Annotated in this window: 18 protein-coding genes, 1 pseudogene and 3 riboswitches; of the genes and pseudogenes, 5 read left to right on the forward strand and 14 right to left on the reverse strand. The window is 40.5% G+C overall.

Annotation, left to right across the window (positions count from 1 at the left end; genetic code table 11):
* Positions 1–161: 161 nt before the first annotated feature.
* Positions 162–1,053 (reverse strand): annotated as a pseudogene (locus V6Z54_RS01010) (TerC family protein).
* Positions 1,049–1,155, reverse strand: a riboswitch (yybP-ykoY riboswitch). It overlaps the preceding pseudogene by 5 nt.
* A 77-nt stretch (positions 1,156–1,232) precedes the next feature.
* Positions 1,233–1,847 (reverse strand): DedA family protein, encoded by a 615-nt coding sequence (locus V6Z54_RS01015; RefSeq protein ID WP_041085042.1) that lies wholly within the window; start codon positions 1,845–1,847, stop codon positions 1,233–1,235.
* Between the two features lie 246 nt (positions 1,848–2,093).
* On the opposite strand from V6Z54_RS01015, the gene V6Z54_RS01020 reads away from it, so the two are divergent.
* Positions 2,094–4,514 (forward strand): EAL domain-containing protein, encoded by a 2,421-nt coding sequence (locus tag V6Z54_RS01020; RefSeq protein ID WP_305960395.1) that lies wholly within the window; start codon positions 2,094–2,096, stop codon positions 4,512–4,514.
* 234 nt (positions 4,515–4,748) lie between these two features.
* Here V6Z54_RS01020 and V6Z54_RS01025 read toward each other — a convergent pair whose 3' ends face one another.
* The 3 genes from V6Z54_RS01025 to V6Z54_RS01035 form a co-directional block, all read right to left on the reverse strand.
* Positions 4,749–5,213 (reverse strand): MarR family transcriptional regulator, encoded by a 465-nt coding sequence (locus V6Z54_RS01025; RefSeq protein WP_095408317.1) that lies wholly within the window; start codon positions 5,211–5,213, stop codon positions 4,749–4,751.
* A 356-nt stretch (positions 5,214–5,569) separates the two neighbouring features.
* A complete protein-coding gene (locus V6Z54_RS01030) occupies positions 5,570–5,734 on the reverse strand; it encodes a hypothetical protein (RefSeq protein ID WP_024426818.1) in 165 nt (54 codons plus the stop codon).
* Positions 5,735–5,772: 38 nt separating this feature from the next.
* Positions 5,773–5,928 (reverse strand): hypothetical protein, encoded by a 156-nt coding sequence (locus V6Z54_RS01035; RefSeq protein ID WP_099663201.1) that lies wholly within the window; start codon positions 5,926–5,928, stop codon positions 5,773–5,775.
* 192 nt (positions 5,929–6,120) lie between these two features.
* On the opposite strand from V6Z54_RS01035, the gene V6Z54_RS01040 reads away from it, so the two are divergent.
* Positions 6,121–6,450, forward strand: coding sequence for a MerR family transcriptional regulator (locus V6Z54_RS01040; protein WP_024424656.1), 330 nt, complete (start codon positions 6,121–6,123; stop codon positions 6,448–6,450).
* Positions 6,451–6,484: 34 nt separating this feature from the next.
* Here the strand turns inward: V6Z54_RS01040 and V6Z54_RS01045 are convergent, their stop codons facing one another.
* From V6Z54_RS01045 to V6Z54_RS01085, 9 genes are all read right to left on the reverse strand, one after another.
* Positions 6,485–6,883: a hypothetical protein gene (locus V6Z54_RS01045; protein ID WP_041085044.1), complete on the reverse strand. Its 399-nt coding sequence runs from the start codon at positions 6,881–6,883 to the stop codon at positions 6,485–6,487.
* Positions 6,884–7,031: 148 nt separating this feature from the next.
* The gene (gene mgtE / locus V6Z54_RS01050; protein WP_039178033.1) at positions 7,032–8,390 is read right to left on the reverse strand and encodes a magnesium transporter; all 1,359 of its coding nucleotides are present in this window, start codon (positions 8,388–8,390) and stop codon (positions 7,032–7,034) included.
* A 208-nt stretch (positions 8,391–8,598) separates the two neighbouring features.
* A riboswitch (M-box (ykoK) riboswitch) is annotated at positions 8,599–8,763 on the reverse strand.
* A 133-nt stretch (positions 8,764–8,896) separates the two neighbouring features.
* On the reverse strand, positions 8,897–9,037 hold the full coding sequence (locus V6Z54_RS01055; protein WP_003212346.1) for a hypothetical protein: 141 nt from the start codon (positions 9,035–9,037) through the stop codon (positions 8,897–8,899).
* Positions 9,038–9,113: 76 nt separating this feature from the next.
* Positions 9,114–9,632 (reverse strand): PepSY domain-containing protein, encoded by a 519-nt coding sequence (locus tag V6Z54_RS01060; protein ID WP_039178030.1) that lies wholly within the window; start codon positions 9,630–9,632, stop codon positions 9,114–9,116.
* Between the two features lie 93 nt (positions 9,633–9,725).
* A complete protein-coding gene (locus tag V6Z54_RS01065) occupies positions 9,726–10,415 on the reverse strand; it encodes a PepSY domain-containing protein (RefSeq protein ID WP_073204932.1) in 690 nt (229 codons plus the stop codon).
* Positions 10,416–10,481: 66 nt separating this feature from the next.
* Positions 10,482–11,831 carry an ATP-binding protein gene (locus tag V6Z54_RS01070; RefSeq protein ID WP_073204928.1) on the reverse strand — a complete coding sequence of 450 codons (1,350 nt, stop codon included), beginning with the start codon at positions 11,829–11,831 and terminating at the stop codon, positions 10,482–10,484.
* Between the two features lie 3 nt (positions 11,832–11,834).
* A complete protein-coding gene (locus tag V6Z54_RS01075) occupies positions 11,835–12,521 on the reverse strand; it encodes a response regulator transcription factor (protein WP_073979401.1) in 687 nt (228 codons plus the stop codon).
* Between the two features lie 213 nt (positions 12,522–12,734).
* Entirely contained in the window at positions 12,735–12,938 is a 204-nt protein-coding gene (locus V6Z54_RS01080; RefSeq protein ID WP_039178022.1) for a helix-turn-helix transcriptional regulator, read from the reverse strand.
* Positions 12,939–13,238, reverse strand: a complete 300-nt coding sequence (locus tag V6Z54_RS01085; RefSeq protein ID WP_075611308.1) for a hypothetical protein — start codon at positions 13,236–13,238, stop codon at positions 12,939–12,941.
* A gap of 451 nt (positions 13,239–13,689) precedes the next feature.
* Here V6Z54_RS01085 and V6Z54_RS01090 point away from each other — a divergent pair, with 451 nt between their 5' ends.
* The 3 genes from V6Z54_RS01090 to V6Z54_RS01100 all read left to right on the forward strand — a co-directional run bounded on the left by V6Z54_RS01090 (position 13,690) and on the right by V6Z54_RS01100 (position 18,001).
* Entirely contained in the window at positions 13,690–14,649 is a 960-nt protein-coding gene (locus V6Z54_RS01090; RefSeq protein ID WP_041085049.1) for a S8 family peptidase, read from the forward strand.
* 113 nt (positions 14,650–14,762) lie between these two features.
* Positions 14,763–14,954, forward strand: a riboswitch (cobalamin riboswitch).
* A 149-nt stretch (positions 14,955–15,103) separates the two neighbouring features.
* Positions 15,104–17,392, forward strand: coding sequence for a 5-methyltetrahydropteroyltriglutamate--homocysteine S-methyltransferase (gene metE, locus V6Z54_RS01095; protein ID WP_338527612.1), 2,289 nt, complete (start codon positions 15,104–15,106; stop codon positions 17,390–17,392).
* 138 nt (positions 17,393–17,530) lie between these two features.
* Positions 17,531–18,001 (forward strand): nucleoside deaminase, encoded by a 471-nt coding sequence (locus tag V6Z54_RS01100; protein ID WP_041085051.1) that lies wholly within the window; start codon positions 17,531–17,533, stop codon positions 17,999–18,001.
* The last annotated feature ends 86 nt before the right edge of the window (positions 18,002–18,087 follow it).

Consider the following 18,087-nt stretch of genomic DNA (forward strand, 5'->3'; position numbering starts at 1 on the left):
AAGGAAGAAATGAGGAATTCATTTCCTGTTACTCAATTATGACATGTATGTCATCATCTACTTTACAATGTTTCGTCTAAAAGCAAAGAAATAAGGGGGTATCTCCCCCTTATTTGTAATATACGTGTTATGAAAATGAAATGATATTTCTTTCAAAAAACCTACTCTCCCAGGCGTGCCTCTTGTTTCTCCTCGTTTTCCTGCCCGCCTTTTCTTGATGGACTTGATAAAAACCAGCCAAATGCTGCAATTGCGAGAAGCACTGTCCAGAAAATCACTTTCCATAATGCTGAATGGATAAAATGAGACGATACGACCCCAATGGCTGGATGTGACAGTGTATAAAGCGTCAGCTTCACACCAACCCATCCGACAATGACAAATGCTGCTGTTTCTAGGCTCGGTCTTGTTTTGAGCAGTTTCACAAAGACCGTTGCTGCAAATCGCATAATGACAAGACCAATTATACCGCCTAAAAGAATGACAATAAATTGACCGCCATCGAGTCCACCGATTTGCGGAAGACTTGTTTTCGGCAGTGTCACAGCTAAAGCGACGGCCGCTAAAATGGAATCAACAGCAAAAGCAATGTCGGCAAGCTCTACTTTCACGACTGTTGCCCAGAAACCGCTTTGTTTCATATTTGTTTCAGTTTCCTTTTTCTTAAATACGTGCGATTTTAAAATATGGTGAATGGAAATATAAAGAAGATAAATTGCGCCAATGGCTTGAACTTGCCACACATCCACTAAAAACGAAATAAGAAACAGAGAACCAAATCGCATGACAAACGCACCTGCAAGTCCGTAAAACAGTGCCTTTTTTCTTTGTTTTTCAGGAAGGTGTTTGACCATAACGGCCATGACCAGCGCGTTATCAGCTGCTAAAATCCCTTCTAATCCAATCAGTACGAGCAGAACCCACCCGTACTCTAAAATAATGGTTGCATCCATCATCATTCCTCCTTGTTTTTATCTATTGTCCCACAACAGACAAAGGCTTATGAATGCAAAAAAGACCTTTGCCTGTAATGGCAAAGGTCTTGCTAGACATGTGATATGTAGAATCATGCCAACAAAGCCGATGAACATTAGTCCATGTAATGACGACTTTGTTTCCGATAAAAACCGGACGCTACTCCCCTTTGGCGGGATTTAGAATATTTAGATTACTTCTATCATAATCAATAGACACTGGATTGTCAACAGGTGACTTTCGCTTCGATCCATTGATTAGGCAGTTGGCGTTTCTGTTTTTCTTTTTCTTCGTTTTAGAAATAAGTAGAGAACAAACAATAACACAACACCGATGCCAATTGGTAAAAGATATGGATCTAAGATGGCGCCAACCTCTTTCCAGTTCTCTCCGAGCACAAACCCAAGATACACATACACAAACGTAATTGGTGTAATTGCCAAAAACGTATACAGGCAAAAGACCCACACATTCATCTTGGCAATACCGCACGGGATGGAGATAAGCGTTCTGACTCCTGGTATGAACCGGCCGCTGAATGCGACGAATCCGCCATGCTTTTCAAAGAAAGCATCAGATTTATCAAGCGACTCAGGTTTTATAAAAATATACTTTCCATATTTATTTAAAAAGGGTCTGCCGCCGTAACGTCCTAACCAGTACAAGGTCAAAGGACCAGCCACGCCGCCAATGGAGCCGGCCGCCACAACACCTATAAAGGCCATGTCCCCTTTTGAGATCCAGTAACCCGCAAGAGGCAAAACCACTTCAGCAGGTACAAATTCAATGCATAATGCGAGGAAGATGCCAAAGTATGACAAGTTCTTAAAGGCATCAGCTAAAGAAATAATAAAATCTTCGATGTTTATCAATCCCTTTCACACATAATCATTTGACTGATTCTATCTCTTTTAGAATCACACCATATATTAAACGAATAAAACCGAAGAAACGATTCGCTTTTGATCGTTTTTTTACATTAAATTTGATTTTACTATAAAAGAAGGGTGAAAAAAACGTTGATTGTTGTATTTAAGTGAAGGAAAGGTGAACACAGAAGCCATTCGATCCGATATATTAAGTATATGTCTGTTTTAAGATACAGGAGGTTTTCTTACATGACCCATTTAACAGGAAGCTACAATGGATGGCTTGTCTTTCTGTCAATCGCTGTCGCCGCTGTCGCCTCCTACTCAGCTCTTCATTTAGCCAGCAGGGTAGCACAGTCAAGCGGTGCAAAGAAAAAGGTATGGCTGCTCATTGGTGCAATGATCATGGGAATGGGGATATGGTCGATGCATTTTATTGGCATGATGGCATTTCAAATGCGTGTTGGCATCACATATGATACATCCTTACTGATTTTATCGATTTTGGCCTCATTTATTGGATCCTTGATCGCTTTTTCAATATGCATTCAAAAGCAGCTCTCTAGAAGACGGCTGCTCATTAGTTCAATCACCATGGGTTCAGCTATTTGCAGCATGCATTATCTTGGAATGGAATCAATGGCCAAGGTCTCAATCAGCTATGATCCAGTCCTCTTTTTTCTTTCGTTTTTCATTGCTGCCATTACCTCCTACTTCTCATTGAAACTCTTCTTTCGTGTTGACCGTACTAAAAGTAAACGGGAGAATTATCTTTTAAAGGGTCTTGGTTCAATGTTGATGGGCGGTGCTATAGCAGGTATGCATTATACTGGTATGGCTGCCTCTACCATGTTTTATCATTCAAATGGACAGGCCGATGCAGGTGGTTTTCTTGAAATGTCGCCATTTAGCCTGTCGCTTTTCATCGGATTGATGACACTTATTGTCCAAACGCTGATGATATTTGGTGCCTATATTGATCACCGGATCATGACGCAGTCAGATCAGCTGAAAGAAAATGAACAGCGGTTTCAATCGCTCATTAAACATAATATAGACGGCATTATCGTGTTATCTGTCGATCGAAAGGTGCTTTCTGCAAATGACTCAGGTAAACAAATCTTAGAGTTGTGCAATTCTAAGATTGGTGATGATGTCAGCCAATATGTGATGCCGACTGAGTTGTGGGAAGAATTTATTTCTCAGTCAAAAAAAGCCATCACACGCGAAGCAGAACTGAAAGCAGCAGATCGTTTTTATTATTATCATGTCACTTACATACCTGTTCATGTGAATAATTCACTCGACAGCATTTATCTTGTTTTAAAAGATTTAACACAGCAGCGGATTGCAGAAAAAGAAATTCATGTGATGGCACATTATGATGCATTAACAGAGCTTCCTAACCGCCGCCATGGCATCAATCATTTAAATGATGTCCTCTCCTCTCAAGACAAGTCAAAAACATCAACAGCGGTTCTGTTTCTTGACTTAAATCGTTTTAAAATTATTAATGATGCACTTGGGCATAACATCGGAGATTTACTGCTGAAAGCTGCCGCAAATAGACTGACACAATGTTTACCGGACAATGGCTTTATCGCAAGACTTGGCGGCGACGAATTTTTAATGATCTTTCCTCACATGGATCATGATACACATAAAGTCGAACAATTTTCTAAAAATATCATCCATCAATTTGAACGTCCTTTTTTCATCCAGAACCATCAGCTCATTACATCGATCAGCATCGGGATCGCTATCTCTCCGCAAAATGGCAAAGACGGAATGGAGCTGATGAGAAAAGCCGATATGGCCATGTATTTATCCAAAAAACATAAGCAAAGCCGTTATGAGTTCTTTACCGAATCCATGGAAAGATTGAGTGAGGACAGGTTAAACCGAGAGCTGGAGCTGAGGGATGCCATTCAAAGAGAACAATTTGTCCTTCACTACCAGCCGCAAGTCAGTGCCAAAACAAGAAAGATGACTGGGGTTGAAGCCCTTTTAAGAATGAAGGCACCAGATGGTTCCTTAAAGTCACCTGAGGCTTTTATTGAACTGGCAGAGGAATCAGGCCTGATCATCGATATTGGTAGATGGGTCATTGATACGGCTGGCAAGCAGGCAAAAAGGTGGTATGATGATGGGCTAAAGATCCCTGTGGCTGTCAATTTATCTGCGAAACAATTTAATTCTGAAGACTTAATTGATTTGATCAAGCTGACACTGAAAAAATACGACCTGAAACCGTCACTCTTGGAGCTTGAAGTCACAGAAAGTATGACAATGGACAATATCAAGCAATCAAAACAAGTGCTAACGTCGCTAAAACAGCTTGGCGTCCGCATTAGTATTGATGATTTCGGTACAGGCCACAGCTCCTTAAGCTATTTAAAGGATTTACCTATTCATCGACTGAAAATTGATAAATCCTTTATTGAGGATATTTTAAGTGATTCAAAGTCTGAACAGATTACTGGGGCTATTATAGCGATGGGACACCAATTATCTCTCGAAGTGATAGCAGAAGGTGTTGAAACATTTGCACAGGCCCAGCTATTATCTGCCCAGGGCTGTGACGACCTGCAAGGGTTTTATTATGCCAAGCCGCTACCAGCAAGCGATATTGAAAAATTCATCGCCTATCCGGCGCATCTTGATACATAAAAAAGGTGCCAATCATGGCACCTTCCAGCGTGCAGACAAACCCTCGCATTCGGTGTCAGTCCTACGTGCTGGTGCTTACGAATGCTCAATTCGCTCCGCTCCGGTACTCGTCCTTCCTAGACTTCAAAGGTTTTCTGTCACGCTGAGCTGAGAAGAAGACAAAGGTCTAAAATAAGGATCACTTTAGCCCTTTGTCAACAATCGAAAAGGTGCCAATCATGGCACCTTTTCGTTTTATCTAAATAATAAATGCTGACTGTGAATACCTGCTTTTTTCAATAGACTAATCAATTGCTCTTGTTCTTCACGCGTCAGACCAGAGAATGCACGCGCAATCCGAAGAGAGTGGATCGGATAAATCTTGTCAAGATAGCTTCGCCCTTTATCCGTTAAATGGGCATAAACTGACCGTTTATCCTTGGGGTCCTGTTCTCTTTCAATGAAACCATTTCGTTCTAATTTGTCAATTACATACGTCACATTCCCGCTGACAAGCAGGAGTCTTGAGCCGATTTGCTGAAGCTTTTGAGCACCTCTTGTGTACAGTAATTCAAGTACGGCAAATTCAGTTGGATTAAACCCATGCTCTTTGCTGTCTCTAATACTGTGTTCTGAAACGCTTTTAAATGCTCTTGCAAAAACCTTGTAAAGCGTCATTGAGCGTTCTACTTCTTCTTCATTAAACGATAGTCTCATCACATATCTACCTCTTATAATATTTTTTTAACTTCAAGGCTGTCTTGCGGTGCAGTTGGAGCCTTTCGTAAAAAATAGAAGTACGTTTTGAAAACCCTTTCAACCACATAAGTGACTCCATTCGTGTTATGTATAAGTTTTCGATATAAACTTTTAAAATCCTTCTTATTTTTCACAATCATCTCGAAAAAAAGCTTTTTCAGCAAACCATCAAGATGCGACACACTTTAACATAATCTGTAAAGAATCTATGGTTTCTTGCACTTCATTCGCCAAATTTCTACAAAATTCAATATTGCTATAATATTAAACACAAAAAAAGAACCCTTTATGTGACATACGCACATTTCAAGGGATTTTTACAAACAGCGTTCTGTTTTGTTGAAAAAGAAATGATACTCTTTTTTTAAGTCACTAATTGTCATGTTCTTGGCCGCATCAGGGCTGTAAACCCCTAATGAACATAGCTGCTTCGTATAATAATGTCTTTCTTTTGCTAAAGCTTCTTTTAATATACGCCGCACCGATTATCCCCTCCTATCAAGTGATTTGGATCGGGTGCTCATGAAGACCTCTTATACAAATCATTTTGCATGGCTCTTAGAAGCGCATGTGCATTCTGACCTGCAGCCTGCATGAATTGCTCGAGCAATTCATCCCTCTTCACATCTAATGCGATGATTTCTTTTGCCATACGAATGATCTGTGCTTGCTCCATCATATGCTCCTCCTCCTAAGTCAACTCACCATGATTATATGCCGCCGTAAGATGTATTGCACACTCCCTGTTATCTTTCCTTCCATAGTTTTTTCATTTTTTTCGTTTTTGTGTTATATTTTCTAACAAACGATAGGTTTTTTTACTTCTCGTTCTATATAATATGAAGAAAAGACTTGCAGGGGTGAGTATATGACGCAGGAAGATGTATCTTATAAAGATAAAAAAGTCATTTCAATCGGGATTGTCAGTGAGTTAACAGGGCTTTCCGTCAGGCAAATCCGATATTATGAGGAACGTAAACTCATCTACCCCCAGCGCTCAACAAGAGGCACACGGAAATATTCTTTTGCAGATGTTGAACGTTTGATGGACATCGCCAATAAACGGGAAGACGGTGTGCAGACAGCTGAAATTTTAAAAGACATGAAGAAAAAAGAACAAGCGCTTAAAAGCGGACAATTTAAGAAAAAAATGCTGGAAGGCCAGATTAATGCACACTTTCGGTATAAAAATCGTTAAACAAAAAAAGAATCGCTCTTTTGAACGATTCTTTTTATTTAGAGGAAGCTTCAGTTCCTTCAACAACCCCCACAAAGTCAATCAGCACGCCGCCTCTTTCAGGGTCTTCTTTCACCCGTAGGGCAAGTGCCTTTTTCTTCCCGGTTTTTGCATCTTCATAATTCGCATGGAACACATGAATGCTGGCTTCTTCCAAATGAAAATCCTCATAAGAAAGCGTGTCTATGCCCCATTCTTTTTTCAGTTTCAGAATATCATTCGGGCTCGGGACCGCACCTTCGACGTAGACTTCTTCCATTTTTCTTTTATTTCCTTCGGTGATGGCTTCAAGCATATGCTCTGCCGCCACTAGCCTCCGGTCTTTCCCCTCGTCTTCCCTTTGACATGCACTCAGCAAAAGCATACACATCAAAATGAATAAGAACTTCTTCATATTTCTCTCCCACCTTCTCCTTAAAATGTAAAGGATGGAAGCGCTATATGCAATCTTTATACAAAAAAGACTGTAAAACATCATGTTTTACAGTCTTAGGTTGTGGACAAAGGATGGTCCTTTGTCTACCTTTTTTACAGTATTCTTGCTACATAAGTGTATGAAGGAATGCTGTCGCAATTCCAAAATAGATGAGCAGTGATAATATATCATTCAATGTTGTAATCAGCGGCCCGGATGCAATAGCAGGGTCGACGTTTAGTCTGTGTAAAATAATAGGCACGATCGTACCTGCCATCGTTCCAATAATCAGTGTGGCAAGTAGTGAGGAACCGACAACAAATCCTAAAATCATATTGCCCTGCCACACCATTGCGACGACAGTAATAATAATGGAACAGACAATCCCAATGTAAATACTTGTTCGCAGCTCTCTAAAAATCAAGCGCATAATGGTTTTTTTCGTTAATTCTTCTTTTGAAAGTCCTCTAATGACGACCGCAAGTGACTGTGTCCCTGTATTCCCTGTCATCCCAGCAATCATTGGCATGAAGAAGGCTAAAGCAACGACTTGCTGAAGGGTATCTTCAAAATAATTTAAAATACTGCCTGAAATCAGCCCTATGAATAAAAGCAATATGAGCCATGGGAGACGTCGGTATGCTGCAACAAAAGCGGGCGTGTCGAATGTAATATCTTTACCAGAGGCAGCGAACTTCTCATAGTCTTCTCCTGCCTCTTGAATGACGACATCAATGATATCATCGACTGTGACGATTCCGACCAGGACATTGTTCTCTTCCACAACAGGAATCGCAAGAAAATCATACCGTTCAATCAGTTTTGCGATTTCTTCCTGATCTTGAAAGGCTCCAACGGCAATGACTCTTGTAAACATAAGATCCTGCACTTTTTCATCTGGTTCACCTAAAATGAGATCGCGGTACGAAAGAACCCCTACAAGCTGCTTTTGATCATTAATGACATATAAATAGTTGATCGATTCAGCAATTTCAGCAAAACTTTTCAGCTTTACAACTGCGTCCTGAACCGTATAGTGCTGAGGAATCCATACGTACCGGTTGGTCATGATTCGGCCTGCTGTCTCAGCAGGATAATTCATGAGAAGCTGGACGGCCTTTGATTCCTCTGCCTCCATGTTTGACAAAAGCTGATCTTTCAGCTCATCATCCATTTCATCAAACAAGTTGGCTAGGTCATCGTTATCCATTTTGTTTGTGACGAAGGTGGCTTTGTCTTTCCCTACTTTTTCAAGCACAATTTCTTGGTACTCGCGCTCAAGCTCACCCATCATTTCCGTCACATCATCGACTGTTAAAAAGCTGAGGAAGCGGCCTCGGTGTTTTTCTGGAAGTTCTTTAAATAAATAGGCCATATCATATGGCTGAAGTTCTTCCATAATGTTTTTAAATTCTTTGCGTTTGCCATCTCTTAATAAAATAATGATTCTTAAAATGAGTTCATCGTACGTAATGTTCTGTATCATCGCTGTTACCTCCCCAAAGTCAGGAGATACCCGAATCCCTTAGAATGTGCGGGGGTCAGGATCTCCTCTGTCTGATGCGTCAATCTGATCTTTTGACATACTCTCTATGTGTCTCGAATCGGGATGATCCATCCCCACACCTCCTTTTCTCATAAAAAAGCACCTTCAACCAAATGAAGGCGCTTTGTAAGCATGACAAAATAAACACTTGCTCCTTCAATCGTAGAGCTTTAGCACTGTATGGCATAGGATAAAATCCAGCTGCATTAAAAATCACCTTATGTCGATGATTTCTGTTGACCCATTGGCGTCTTTGGACATTTTTGGGCAGCAGCGTATCTCCATACAGGAGCCTCACCTAACGAAGTCTCATATTGTTAACACACTGAGATTACAGAAAAAGCGGAATGATGTCAATAAGCAAGATGCCAAGTATCCTTATGTATTCGCTTACTTTTTAAAAAAAGAGCGATGGACAGCTCTTGCCATCGCCCTTTCATGTCTTTTTATTCCTCCTCTGGCTGATTCATATCCTCTTGGGAGAGGAGATGAAAGGAATCATGCAAAAACAAAGCATATCCTTCTCCATCAGGATGCGGAACATATTCCGCATGATCCATTGTCTGCTCTTCTTCTTTTTTCTTCATATTCTCTCGCCTCCTTTCCCGTAGTTTGTCCCAATGAAAAAACCTTACACATGAAAGTGTAAGGTTTAGAGATGGCTTAATCATCCCATTCTTGCTTCAGGATTTTGCCTGTTTTAGCGGAAATCTCAAAATCAACTTCCTCGCCGCTTGGTGTTGTGATTTCAACTTCATAGATGTACACACCATTTTCTTTATCTAGATCAGAATCGGTGACTGTGCCTTTTACTTTTGCAAGAGCAATTTTTTCAGCCTGTTTTTTCGTGATCTTCACATTCTGTTTCTTTTCTTTGACTGGATCATTCAGCGCTTTTCCAGTTTTTGCATCGACATATACTTTATATTCAAAGCCGCCTTTTTTAATCTCGACCTCATACACCCATTTTCCTTTTTTACGCTCAAGATCCACATCGTCTACATAGCCTTTCACCACTTTTAAGGCTGCTTTTTCAGCTTGTTTCTTTGAAACAAAAGACGATTTCTTTTGCACGACTTGCTCGGCGTTTGCTGTTTGATTTGTATTTTGCGCTTGAAGTGTGAAACCACCTGCGACAAGAGTTCCCGTTAATGCTGTAGCTACTAGTACTTTTTTCATCATGTTCATTTCCTCCTCTTTTTGATTTCTTCTATATCTTAAGAAAACAAGATGATAAAGGAAGGAAAGAAACATGAGAATATCATGAGAAAAGGATTAGTTTTCGTACGTAATGCCCTCAATGTCTCCTGTATAGGCGTTCACAAGCACCTCTGCCTCTCTGCCGTCAGGCAAATCCAGCTCCACCTCAAATACGAGCATACCGCTGAATGTTTCAAGATCGGCATCATCCACTGTTCCGCCAACCTCTTTGACGGCAATTTGGATCGCTTCCTCGACGGTGATTTTTGTGAGCTTCTTTTCTTTAGAGGTTGGTTTTTTCTTTTCTGCTTCAAGCACCTTAAATGATTGTTTGTCGACTTCGACTTGATATAATTCTTTTTTTGATTGGATGGTAAAAATAAAACGATCTGATGTCTCTTTCTTTTGAATGACGGTTCCGCTCACCTTTTTAACAGCCGCCTCTTCTGCCTGGAGCTCAGCATTTTTTTCATTTGGCTTCTGATAGCTTTTTAACTGTCTAATTTCTTTCATTTGACCGCTTGCAGAAGATGCAATGATTTGGTAGATGCCATTTGCATTTTCCAGCGTCAATGTGTAGTCCTGTTTATGGTTGATTAGATCAATATGTGTAATGTTTCCATTGTAGTCTTTTGAGATCATTTTTTTCATTTCTGCTTCACTTAATATTTTATGATCAATGGTTTGGATCATGAGCATTGCAAAGGCAGCAAGAATCGCAAGACATCCTGCGAGCGCAAGCACCATTTTCGTTTTTCTAGACATGCAGCGCCTCCTTCCTATTTCCTATTTTATAAGGAGGAAATGAGAAATTGATGAGAAAAGACCTATTTATTTCTGAAAAAGAATGGTCATGGCTGTCCCTTCACCGATACGGCTGTCTACCTTCAGCTCGGCCCCATGTTCTTCTGCAATTTGCTTCGCAATTGAAAGACCAAGTCCGGTTCCGCCCGTCTCGCTGTTTCTCGCTTCATCCACACGGAAAAAGCGGTCAAAGATTTTCGGCAGATCCTCTTCTTTTATACCGATTCCTTGATCAATCACTGAAATAAATGGCTTGTCTCCTGCCCATCCGCAGGTCACATCAACTGGCTCTCTACTATATTTGACCGCATTATCAATTAAGATGGTCAAAAGCTGTTTGATTTTCTCTTCGTCTCCTTCTGCGATCAGCGGCTGATCTGACTGCACATGGGATTGAATCGTTCGATTGGTGGCCACTTCAAGTGTATGACATAGCTGCTTGCACAAATGACCAAGATCAACCGGCTTCATATCCAAGTATAACGGCTGACCGTTTTTCGCCAATGTCAGTAATTGATCTGTCAGTCTTTTCATTTTTTTCGCTTCATCATGAATCGCTTGGGAGGATTCTTCTACAACCTCTGGACGTGTTTGCCCCCAGCGTTTGAGTAAATTGCTGTAGCTCATAATGACGGTAATCGGAGTCTTCAATTCATGAGAGGCATCATGCAAAAATTGCTGTTCTTTTTCATAATGCTTCTCGAGAATCTCGGACATTTCATTAAAGGTTTGTCCCATTTGATATAGTTCATCCTTTGAATCGCCTGTTAATTCAATTCGTTTAAACGCCTTCTCTTTCATACTTGCCTTCATGGTACTCGTTATTCTGCTAATCGGCCGGACAATTTGCTTTGTTAACACGTGGCCTGCAAAATAGGAAAGCACAATAAACAAAACGCCGGTAGCGATTAAAATCATTTTTAATAAGGCTAAGTTCTCTTCCGTATTTTCGATTTCTTCATATAATTGAAGCGACATAATCTCACCATTTGTCCAAATGACCGGAATAGCAGCGAACGCAACCATATGCTTATTGTATTCTTTGATTTCAGCCGTCTGGCCAGATTCGTATGTAAAAGGCAGTGAGCTAAACGTTGATTCCTTTGTGACAGTCAGTTTTGACTCTCCCGATTCTGTCACGACACGGATCATGCCATTTTGAGGCAGGTACGCCTTCAGCAGCTCCGAGGACGGAAGACCTTCTTCCTCTGATTTTTTTAAAGCAATGGCAATATTTTCAGCCACCTCAGACAAACGGGACATATCTTTTTGCGTCAAGGTCATCGAAAAAATAAAATAAATGGCTGTATGAAACAAGAGCACCATTAAAAACAAAGACAACGACGTATAAAGCTGAATCTTATTTTTTAATCTCATTCTTTATCCTTTCATCACATAACCCACACCTCTCACTGTGTGAATCAGCTGTTTTTCGAATGGGTAATCGATTTTTTTCCTTAAATAACGGATATAGACATCTACCACGTTTGTATCACCGAAATAATCAAAACCCCAAACCGCTGTTAAAAGCTGATCTCTTGTGAGCACTTGCTGCTGATGGTTCAGTAAGTGGACAAGCAGATCATATTCTCTCGGCGTGAGTTCAAGCATTTGCCCAGCCCTTTGTATTTCTCTTGTTTTCTCGTTGACCGTTAAATCTGCTATGCTCAGCTCTGTCTCCTTTTCTTCTTGTGCATATATATTCAACCTTAGCTGCGCGCGAATTCGTGCTAATAATTCTTCTATGTCAAAAGGTTTTGTTATATAATCATTTGCCCCAAGATCGAGCCCGCTTACTTTATCAGGGACACTTCCCCTTGCTGTAATCAAAATAATAGGTGTCGCTGTATTTGTCTTTCGAACCCTTCTCAGCACTTCAAGACCGCTTAACTCTGGAAGCATGACATCAAGCAGCACCAAATCGAAGCTGTCTTCTTCAAGAGCCTGAAGGCCGTCCATTCCTGTCTCTTTGACTGTCACCTCATATCCTTCATATTCAAGTTCAAGTGACAGCACCCTCGCTATTTTCTTTTCATCTTCGACTACGAGTATCTTCCCTTTGTTCATCTCTATCTCTCCTATCTGAAAGGCAAGCTTGTCTTTCCATTATTATATGTTGCCTTTCTCATTTGGAACAGTCACAATCTTCACATCTATTTTTTCATGAAAGAAGAAATATATTGAATGAAGTTGTTTTTTAACACAGTAACCGCACATCAATTGAAAGGAAAATAAAACGGCTAACCACTCAAAAAAAGACCTCATCTTGAGGCCTGTTGATTACTTCTTTATAGGTCTGCTGACAAAGAGCTGATCTACTGAAGTTCCTAAAACAAAAGCTATGTCAAAAGCTAATTGCAAAGTGGGGTCATATTTATCATTTTCGATCGCATTAATGGTTTGTCTCGACACCTTACAAAGTTTAGCTAATTCTTCTTGAGACAATTTATTAGATTTTCTTAGTTCTCTAATATGATTCTGCATTTAATCACCATATTTTTTTCTGTAAATGAGGAATGTGAATACATATATTATTATAACCACAGACAGGAAGGCGATAGGTGAAATCCCAATGCCCTGATTTGAGTTCCCTTGAATCGTTAGAAAGATATTTTGTGCGACTTCTAATAAAAGCATACCGAAAACCACAATAAACGCATAAGATTGAGCTTTCGAGTAAATAAATCTCTTTCGTTCATCACCCTTTTGAATCATCGAAGCGATCAAAATGAACAATCCAATCAATAATATTATAACTGAATAGACAACCTTTACGTAATCCAATCTTTAGTCCCCTTCCAAATAAAATGTCAAATACTCTTTACATTTATAATCATAGCATCAGCCCCTTAAATGTCAAATACTTTTTACATTTCTTACTCTTTATAAATTATCATTGAAAAGCAATAATCTGCTCTCATGGTTTATCTATTTTCTTTTCTTCTTTCATCTATTGATTATTTTTCAATCTGCCTATTTTAGTTCTATTCACCCATTTTCATCTGAACAGGTGCAACCTCACTATGCAGCATTTCCTTCTTTTTCATATGATATCAAGAGTTTTCTTCAAAAGGTGAGCTCTTTCGTCAATAAGTGAGGAGAACTGCACTTTTGATAATAGATTGATTATTTGAAAAATTATTACAATTGACCCTTTCCGATCAAAAGTTTCTTTTATACAATAATATTACGCAGCCTGAATCTACTTTGAAAACAAAATAAGGAGGGCTTTCTTATGAAAGGTGAAATTCGCTTAATTCCGTATGAAGTAAAAGCCAATGTGATGGAAGCGAAAGAGACGCCGGAAAGTATTCAGGAGATTAAAGCACCCGAACTTTGGTCAAGTGGCTTCAAAGGAAAAGGCATAACCATTGCTGTCCTTGATACAGGCTGTGACACAGAGCATCCCGACTTAAAAGATCAGATTATCGGAGGAAAGAACTTTACCGATGATGACAATGGAGATGCTGAAAATGTCAAAGACTACAATGGGCATGGTACCCATGTAGCAGGAACGATTGCCGCAACAGATCAAAATGGCGGAATTTTAGGGGTTGCCCCTGAAGCCAAGCTGCTCATCGTGAAAGTACTTGGCGGTGAAAATGGTAGCGGAAAATATGAATGGATCATTGATGGCATCAACTATGCTGCAGAGCAGAAGGTTGATATTATCTCCATGTCTCTCGGTGGTCCAAGCAATGAGCCTGCCCTGCAGGAAGCCATTCAAAATGCGGTGAAAAGCGGTGTGCTTGTTGTATGCGCAGCAGGAAATGAAGGGGACGGGGACGAGCGTACGGAAGAGTTCTCCTACCCAGCAGCATACAATGAAGTCATTGCCGTCGGTTCTGTTTCCCTTGCTAGAGAATCCTCTGAATTTTCTAATGCCAATAAAGAAATCGACCTCGTCGCTCCAGGAGAAGACATTTTATCCACTCTCCCTAACCATAAATATGGCAGACTCACAGGGACTTCAATGGCTGCCCCTCACGTAAGCGGTGCACTAGCCATTATCAAAAATGCTGAAGAAGAAGCGTTCCAGCGCAAGCTGACAGAGCCTGAAATCTATGCTCAGCTTGTCAGAAGAACCCTTCCATTAAAACAGTCGAAAGCCCTTGTGGGGAATGGATTTTTATATTTAACTGCGCCTGATGTCCTTTTAGAAAAAACATTGGAAGCAGATCTTTTATCTCTATAGCTTAAATAGAGGTCCTGAGAAAAGATAGAATTTTCTCAGGATTTTTTTAATTAAAATTATTCAAAATTTACTTTGACGAAATGAAGTGAACGTTATATAATCGAACACAATAAATTCATAGTTTGAGAGTCGGTAATTCGATTACACGTCGAATTTTAATTGGGAAGACCGGTGAAAATCCGGCGCGGTCCCGCCACTGTGAGTGAGGAGAGCTTTTCTCATGAATCCACTGTCATTAGGATGGGAAGGATGAAAAGCTTGCAGATTCACCAGCCAGGATACCAGCCGCTCTATCACATCAAACCCCCTACGGTTGATAGGAGATGTCGGAAAAGCGTCAGTGATACTCACGCCTTATTTCGCACACACATTTTGTCTTTTAAACCAGACATTTACCTCATCAATCTTGATCATGAGCGTAAATGTCTTTTTATATTTAGAGGAGGAATGGGAATTGACAATTGTTAAAACAAGTAATCTAGGCTTTCCGCGAATTGGTTTAAACAGAGAATGGAAAAAAGCACTTGAGTCTTACTGGAAAGGTCAAACAGACCGCGAAACCCTCTTAGGCACACTGGATGAACAATTTTTAACTGCCATTAAAACACAAATCGATCAACAAATTGATGTTGTTCCTTCTGGAGACTTTACCTTCTATGATCACGTGCTGGATACTGCTGTTATGTTCAATTGGATTCCAGAGCGCTTCCGCAGCTTAAAAGACCCGCTAGATACATACTTCGCGATGGCAAGAGGAACAAAAGATGCCGTCTCAAGTGAAATGACAAAATGGTTTAATACAAACTATCACTACATCGTTCCAGAATACGAAAAAAGCACAGAATTTAAACTCACACACAACAAACCGCTTGAAGCTTACGAAAAGGTGAAAAAGGCGTTTGGTGTTGAAACAAAACCGGTTGTACTCGGTCTTTATACATTTGTCTCACTTTCTAAAGGTTATGAAACAAATGAAGTGAAAGAAATTCAGCAGCGTCTAGTGCCGCTTTATACTCAGCTTTTAAAAGAACTTGAAGAAGCCGGCGTCAAATGGGTTCAAATTGATGAACCTGCACTTGTCACAGCTTCAAGTGAAGACGTAAAATCTGTAAAAGAAATTTATCAAACGATCAAAGAAGCCGTACCTGGCTTGAACATTCTTCTTCAAACCTACTTTGATTCAGTTGATGCGTATGAAGAGCTTGTCACATATCCTGTTGAAGCAATCGGTCTTGATTTTGTCCATGATCAAGGGCGCAACCTGGATCAAGTGAAAAAGCACGGCTTCCCGAAAGATAAAATTTTAGCAGCTGGCATCATTGATGGAAGAAATATTTGGAGATCAGATCTTGGGGAAAGATTATCCTTTATTTCTGAAGTCATTGCTGAGGCTCAGCCGAAAGAAGTGTGGCTGCAGCCATCAAGCAACTTACTGCATGTACCAGTTGCCAAACACCCAAGTGAACAGCTTGAAGAAAAACTATTAAACGGACTGTCTTATGCCACTGAAAAGCTGGCTGAATTGACATTATTAAAAGAAGGTTTAACAAAAGGAGCAGCTGCCATTGATGCCGACATTAACGAAGCAGCACAAGCACTTCTTACCTTAAAAGAGTTCGCAAAAGGAACAAATGCGGATCTGACAGCGGAACGCAACAATCTTTCATCGAAAGATTTTAAACGTCCAGTTGCCTTTGAAGAACGCCTGCGTATCCAAAACGAATCTCTTGAGCTCCCGCTTCTTCCAACCACAACGATTGGCAGCTTCCCGCAGTCAGCTGAAGTGCGCAGTGCTCGTCAAAAGTGGCGCAAAAATGAGTGGACAGATGCAGAGTATGATGAATTTATTAAGAAAGAAACAAAACGATGGATTGATATTCAAGAAGAAATTGGCCTGGATGTGCTCGTGCATGGAGAATTTGAACGGACAGACATGGTTGAATACTTCGGTGAAAAGCTAGCCGGATTTGCCTTTACAAAATTTGCTTGGGTACAATCCTATGGATCACGGTGCGTGAAGCCGCCAATCATTTATGGAGATGTAGAGTTTACAGAGCCAATGACAGTGAAAGAGACAGTTTACGCACAAAGTTTAACAGAGAAAAAAGTCAAAGGAATGCTGACAGGACCTGTTACCATCTTAAACTGGTCTTTCCCAAGAACGGATATCTCTCGAAAAGACATTGCTTTCCAAATCGCTTTCGCTTTGCGTAAAGAGGTAGAAGCTTTAGAGGCAGCTGGTATTCAAGTGATCCAAGTGGATGAGCCTGCGCTAAGAGAAGGACTTCCGCTCAAAGAAAGTGATTGGGCAGAATATTTAAACTGGGCAGCAGAGTCATTCCGTTTATCCACATCATCCGTTCAAAATGACACACAAATTCATACACATATGTGCTACAGTAACTTCGAGGATATTGTCGATACGATCGAAGACTTGGATGCTGACGTGATTACAATTGAACATTCACGCAGTCATGGCGGATTCCTCGATTACTTAGAAAAGCACCCGTATTTGAAAGGACTTGGACTAGGCGTTTATGACATCCATAGCCCGCGCGTTCCATCTGTTGAAGAAATGAGCGAAATCATTGATGATGCGCTGAACGTTTGTCCAACAGATCGCTTCTGGGTGAATCCGGATTGTGGTCTAAAAACTAGACAAGAGCCTGAAACTATTGCTGCTTTGAAAAACATGGTTACAGCTGCTGAAGTCGCTCGTAAAAAGCTGGCGCAGCACGCATAATTGAATACCTCTCCCCTGCTGAACGTGGCAGGGGTTTTTATGTGCAAATTGGCCTGTTCAATCTTCTACTATGATGATTTCTTTTCTAGCATGATTCGTTTATACTAGAGAAGTCAGTCGAACAAAGGGAGGAAGACAATGAATCACGAAGATTTTTTACAACGCGCAATTGATCTTGCAGTAGAAGGAGTCAATAGTGGTACTGGCGGCCCTTTTGGAGCAGTCATTGTCAAGGATGGTCAGATTATTGCAGAGGGAAGCAACAATGTGACAACGAGTAATGACCCTACTGCACATGCAGAAGTCACCGCCATTCGAAAAGCATGCCAAACTCTACATACATACCAATTAGAGGATTGTACTCTATACACAAGCTGCGAGCCTTGTCCGATGTGCCTTGGCGCTATTTACTGGGCTAGACCAAAAGCGGTGTATTTTGCTGCTGGACATCAGGATGCAGCGGATGCTGGTTTTGATGACTCGTTTATTTATGAAGAAATCAACAAAGAATACGAATCAAGAAATATACCATTTTACAAGCTGACACCTCAAAAAACCCTTGCACCATTTGAAGCATGGGAAGCATACGATAAAAAGAAAGAATATTAAAAAAAGACACCTGCTCGTAAGCAGGTGTTGCGGATTGTTGACAAAGGGCTAAAATGGTTTTTATTTTAGCCCTTTGTCTTCTATTC

Source organism: Bacillus sp. MAG717A, from assembly GCF_036884855.1.
In the GTDB taxonomy this organism is placed as follows: domain Bacteria; phylum Bacillota; class Bacilli; order Bacillales; family Bacillaceae; genus Bacillus; species Bacillus safensis.

Bases quoted from the DNA above. Each gene is read 5' to 3' on its own strand.
- V6Z54_RS01045 (WP_041085044.1), bottom strand. From the start codon at position 6,883: ATGAAGAAGTTCTTATTCATTTTGATGTGTATGCTTTTGCTGAGTGCA.
- V6Z54_RS01070 (WP_073204928.1), bottom strand. From the start codon at position 11,831: ATGAGATTAAAAAATAAGATTCAGCTTTATACGTCGTTGTCTTTGTTT.
- V6Z54_RS01065 (WP_073204932.1), bottom strand. From the start codon at position 10,415: ATGTCTAGAAAAACGAAAATGGTGCTTGCGCTCGCAGGATGTCTTGCG.
- V6Z54_RS01020 (WP_305960395.1), top strand. From the start codon at position 2,094: ATGACCCATTTAACAGGAAGCTACAATGGATGGCTTGTCTTTCTGTCA.
- mgtE (WP_039178033.1), bottom strand. From the start codon at position 8,390: ATGATACAGAACATTACGTACGATGAACTCATTTTAAGAATCATTATT.
- V6Z54_RS01090 (WP_041085049.1), top strand. From the start codon at position 13,690: ATGAAAGGTGAAATTCGCTTAATTCCGTATGAAGTAAAAGCCAATGTG.
- V6Z54_RS01060 (WP_039178030.1), bottom strand. From the start codon at position 9,632: ATGATGAAAAAAGTACTAGTAGCTACAGCATTAACGGGAACTCTTGTC.
- V6Z54_RS01075 (WP_073979401.1), bottom strand. From the start codon at position 12,521: ATGAACAAAGGGAAGATACTCGTAGTCGAAGATGAAAAGAAAATAGCG.
- V6Z54_RS01035 (WP_099663201.1), bottom strand. From the start codon at position 5,928: ATGGAGCAAGCACAGATCATTCGTATGGCAAAAGAAATCATCGCATTA.
- V6Z54_RS01055 (WP_003212346.1), bottom strand. From the start codon at position 9,037: ATGAAGAAAAAAGAAGAAGAGCAGACAATGGATCATGCGGAATATGTT.
- V6Z54_RS01100 (WP_041085051.1), top strand. From the start codon at position 17,531: ATGAATCACGAAGATTTTTTACAACGCGCAATTGATCTTGCAGTAGAA.
- V6Z54_RS01040 (WP_024424656.1), top strand. From the start codon at position 6,121: ATGACGCAGGAAGATGTATCTTATAAAGATAAAAAAGTCATTTCAATC.
- V6Z54_RS01080 (WP_039178022.1), bottom strand. From the start codon at position 12,938: ATGCAGAATCATATTAGAGAACTAAGAAAATCTAATAAATTGTCTCAA.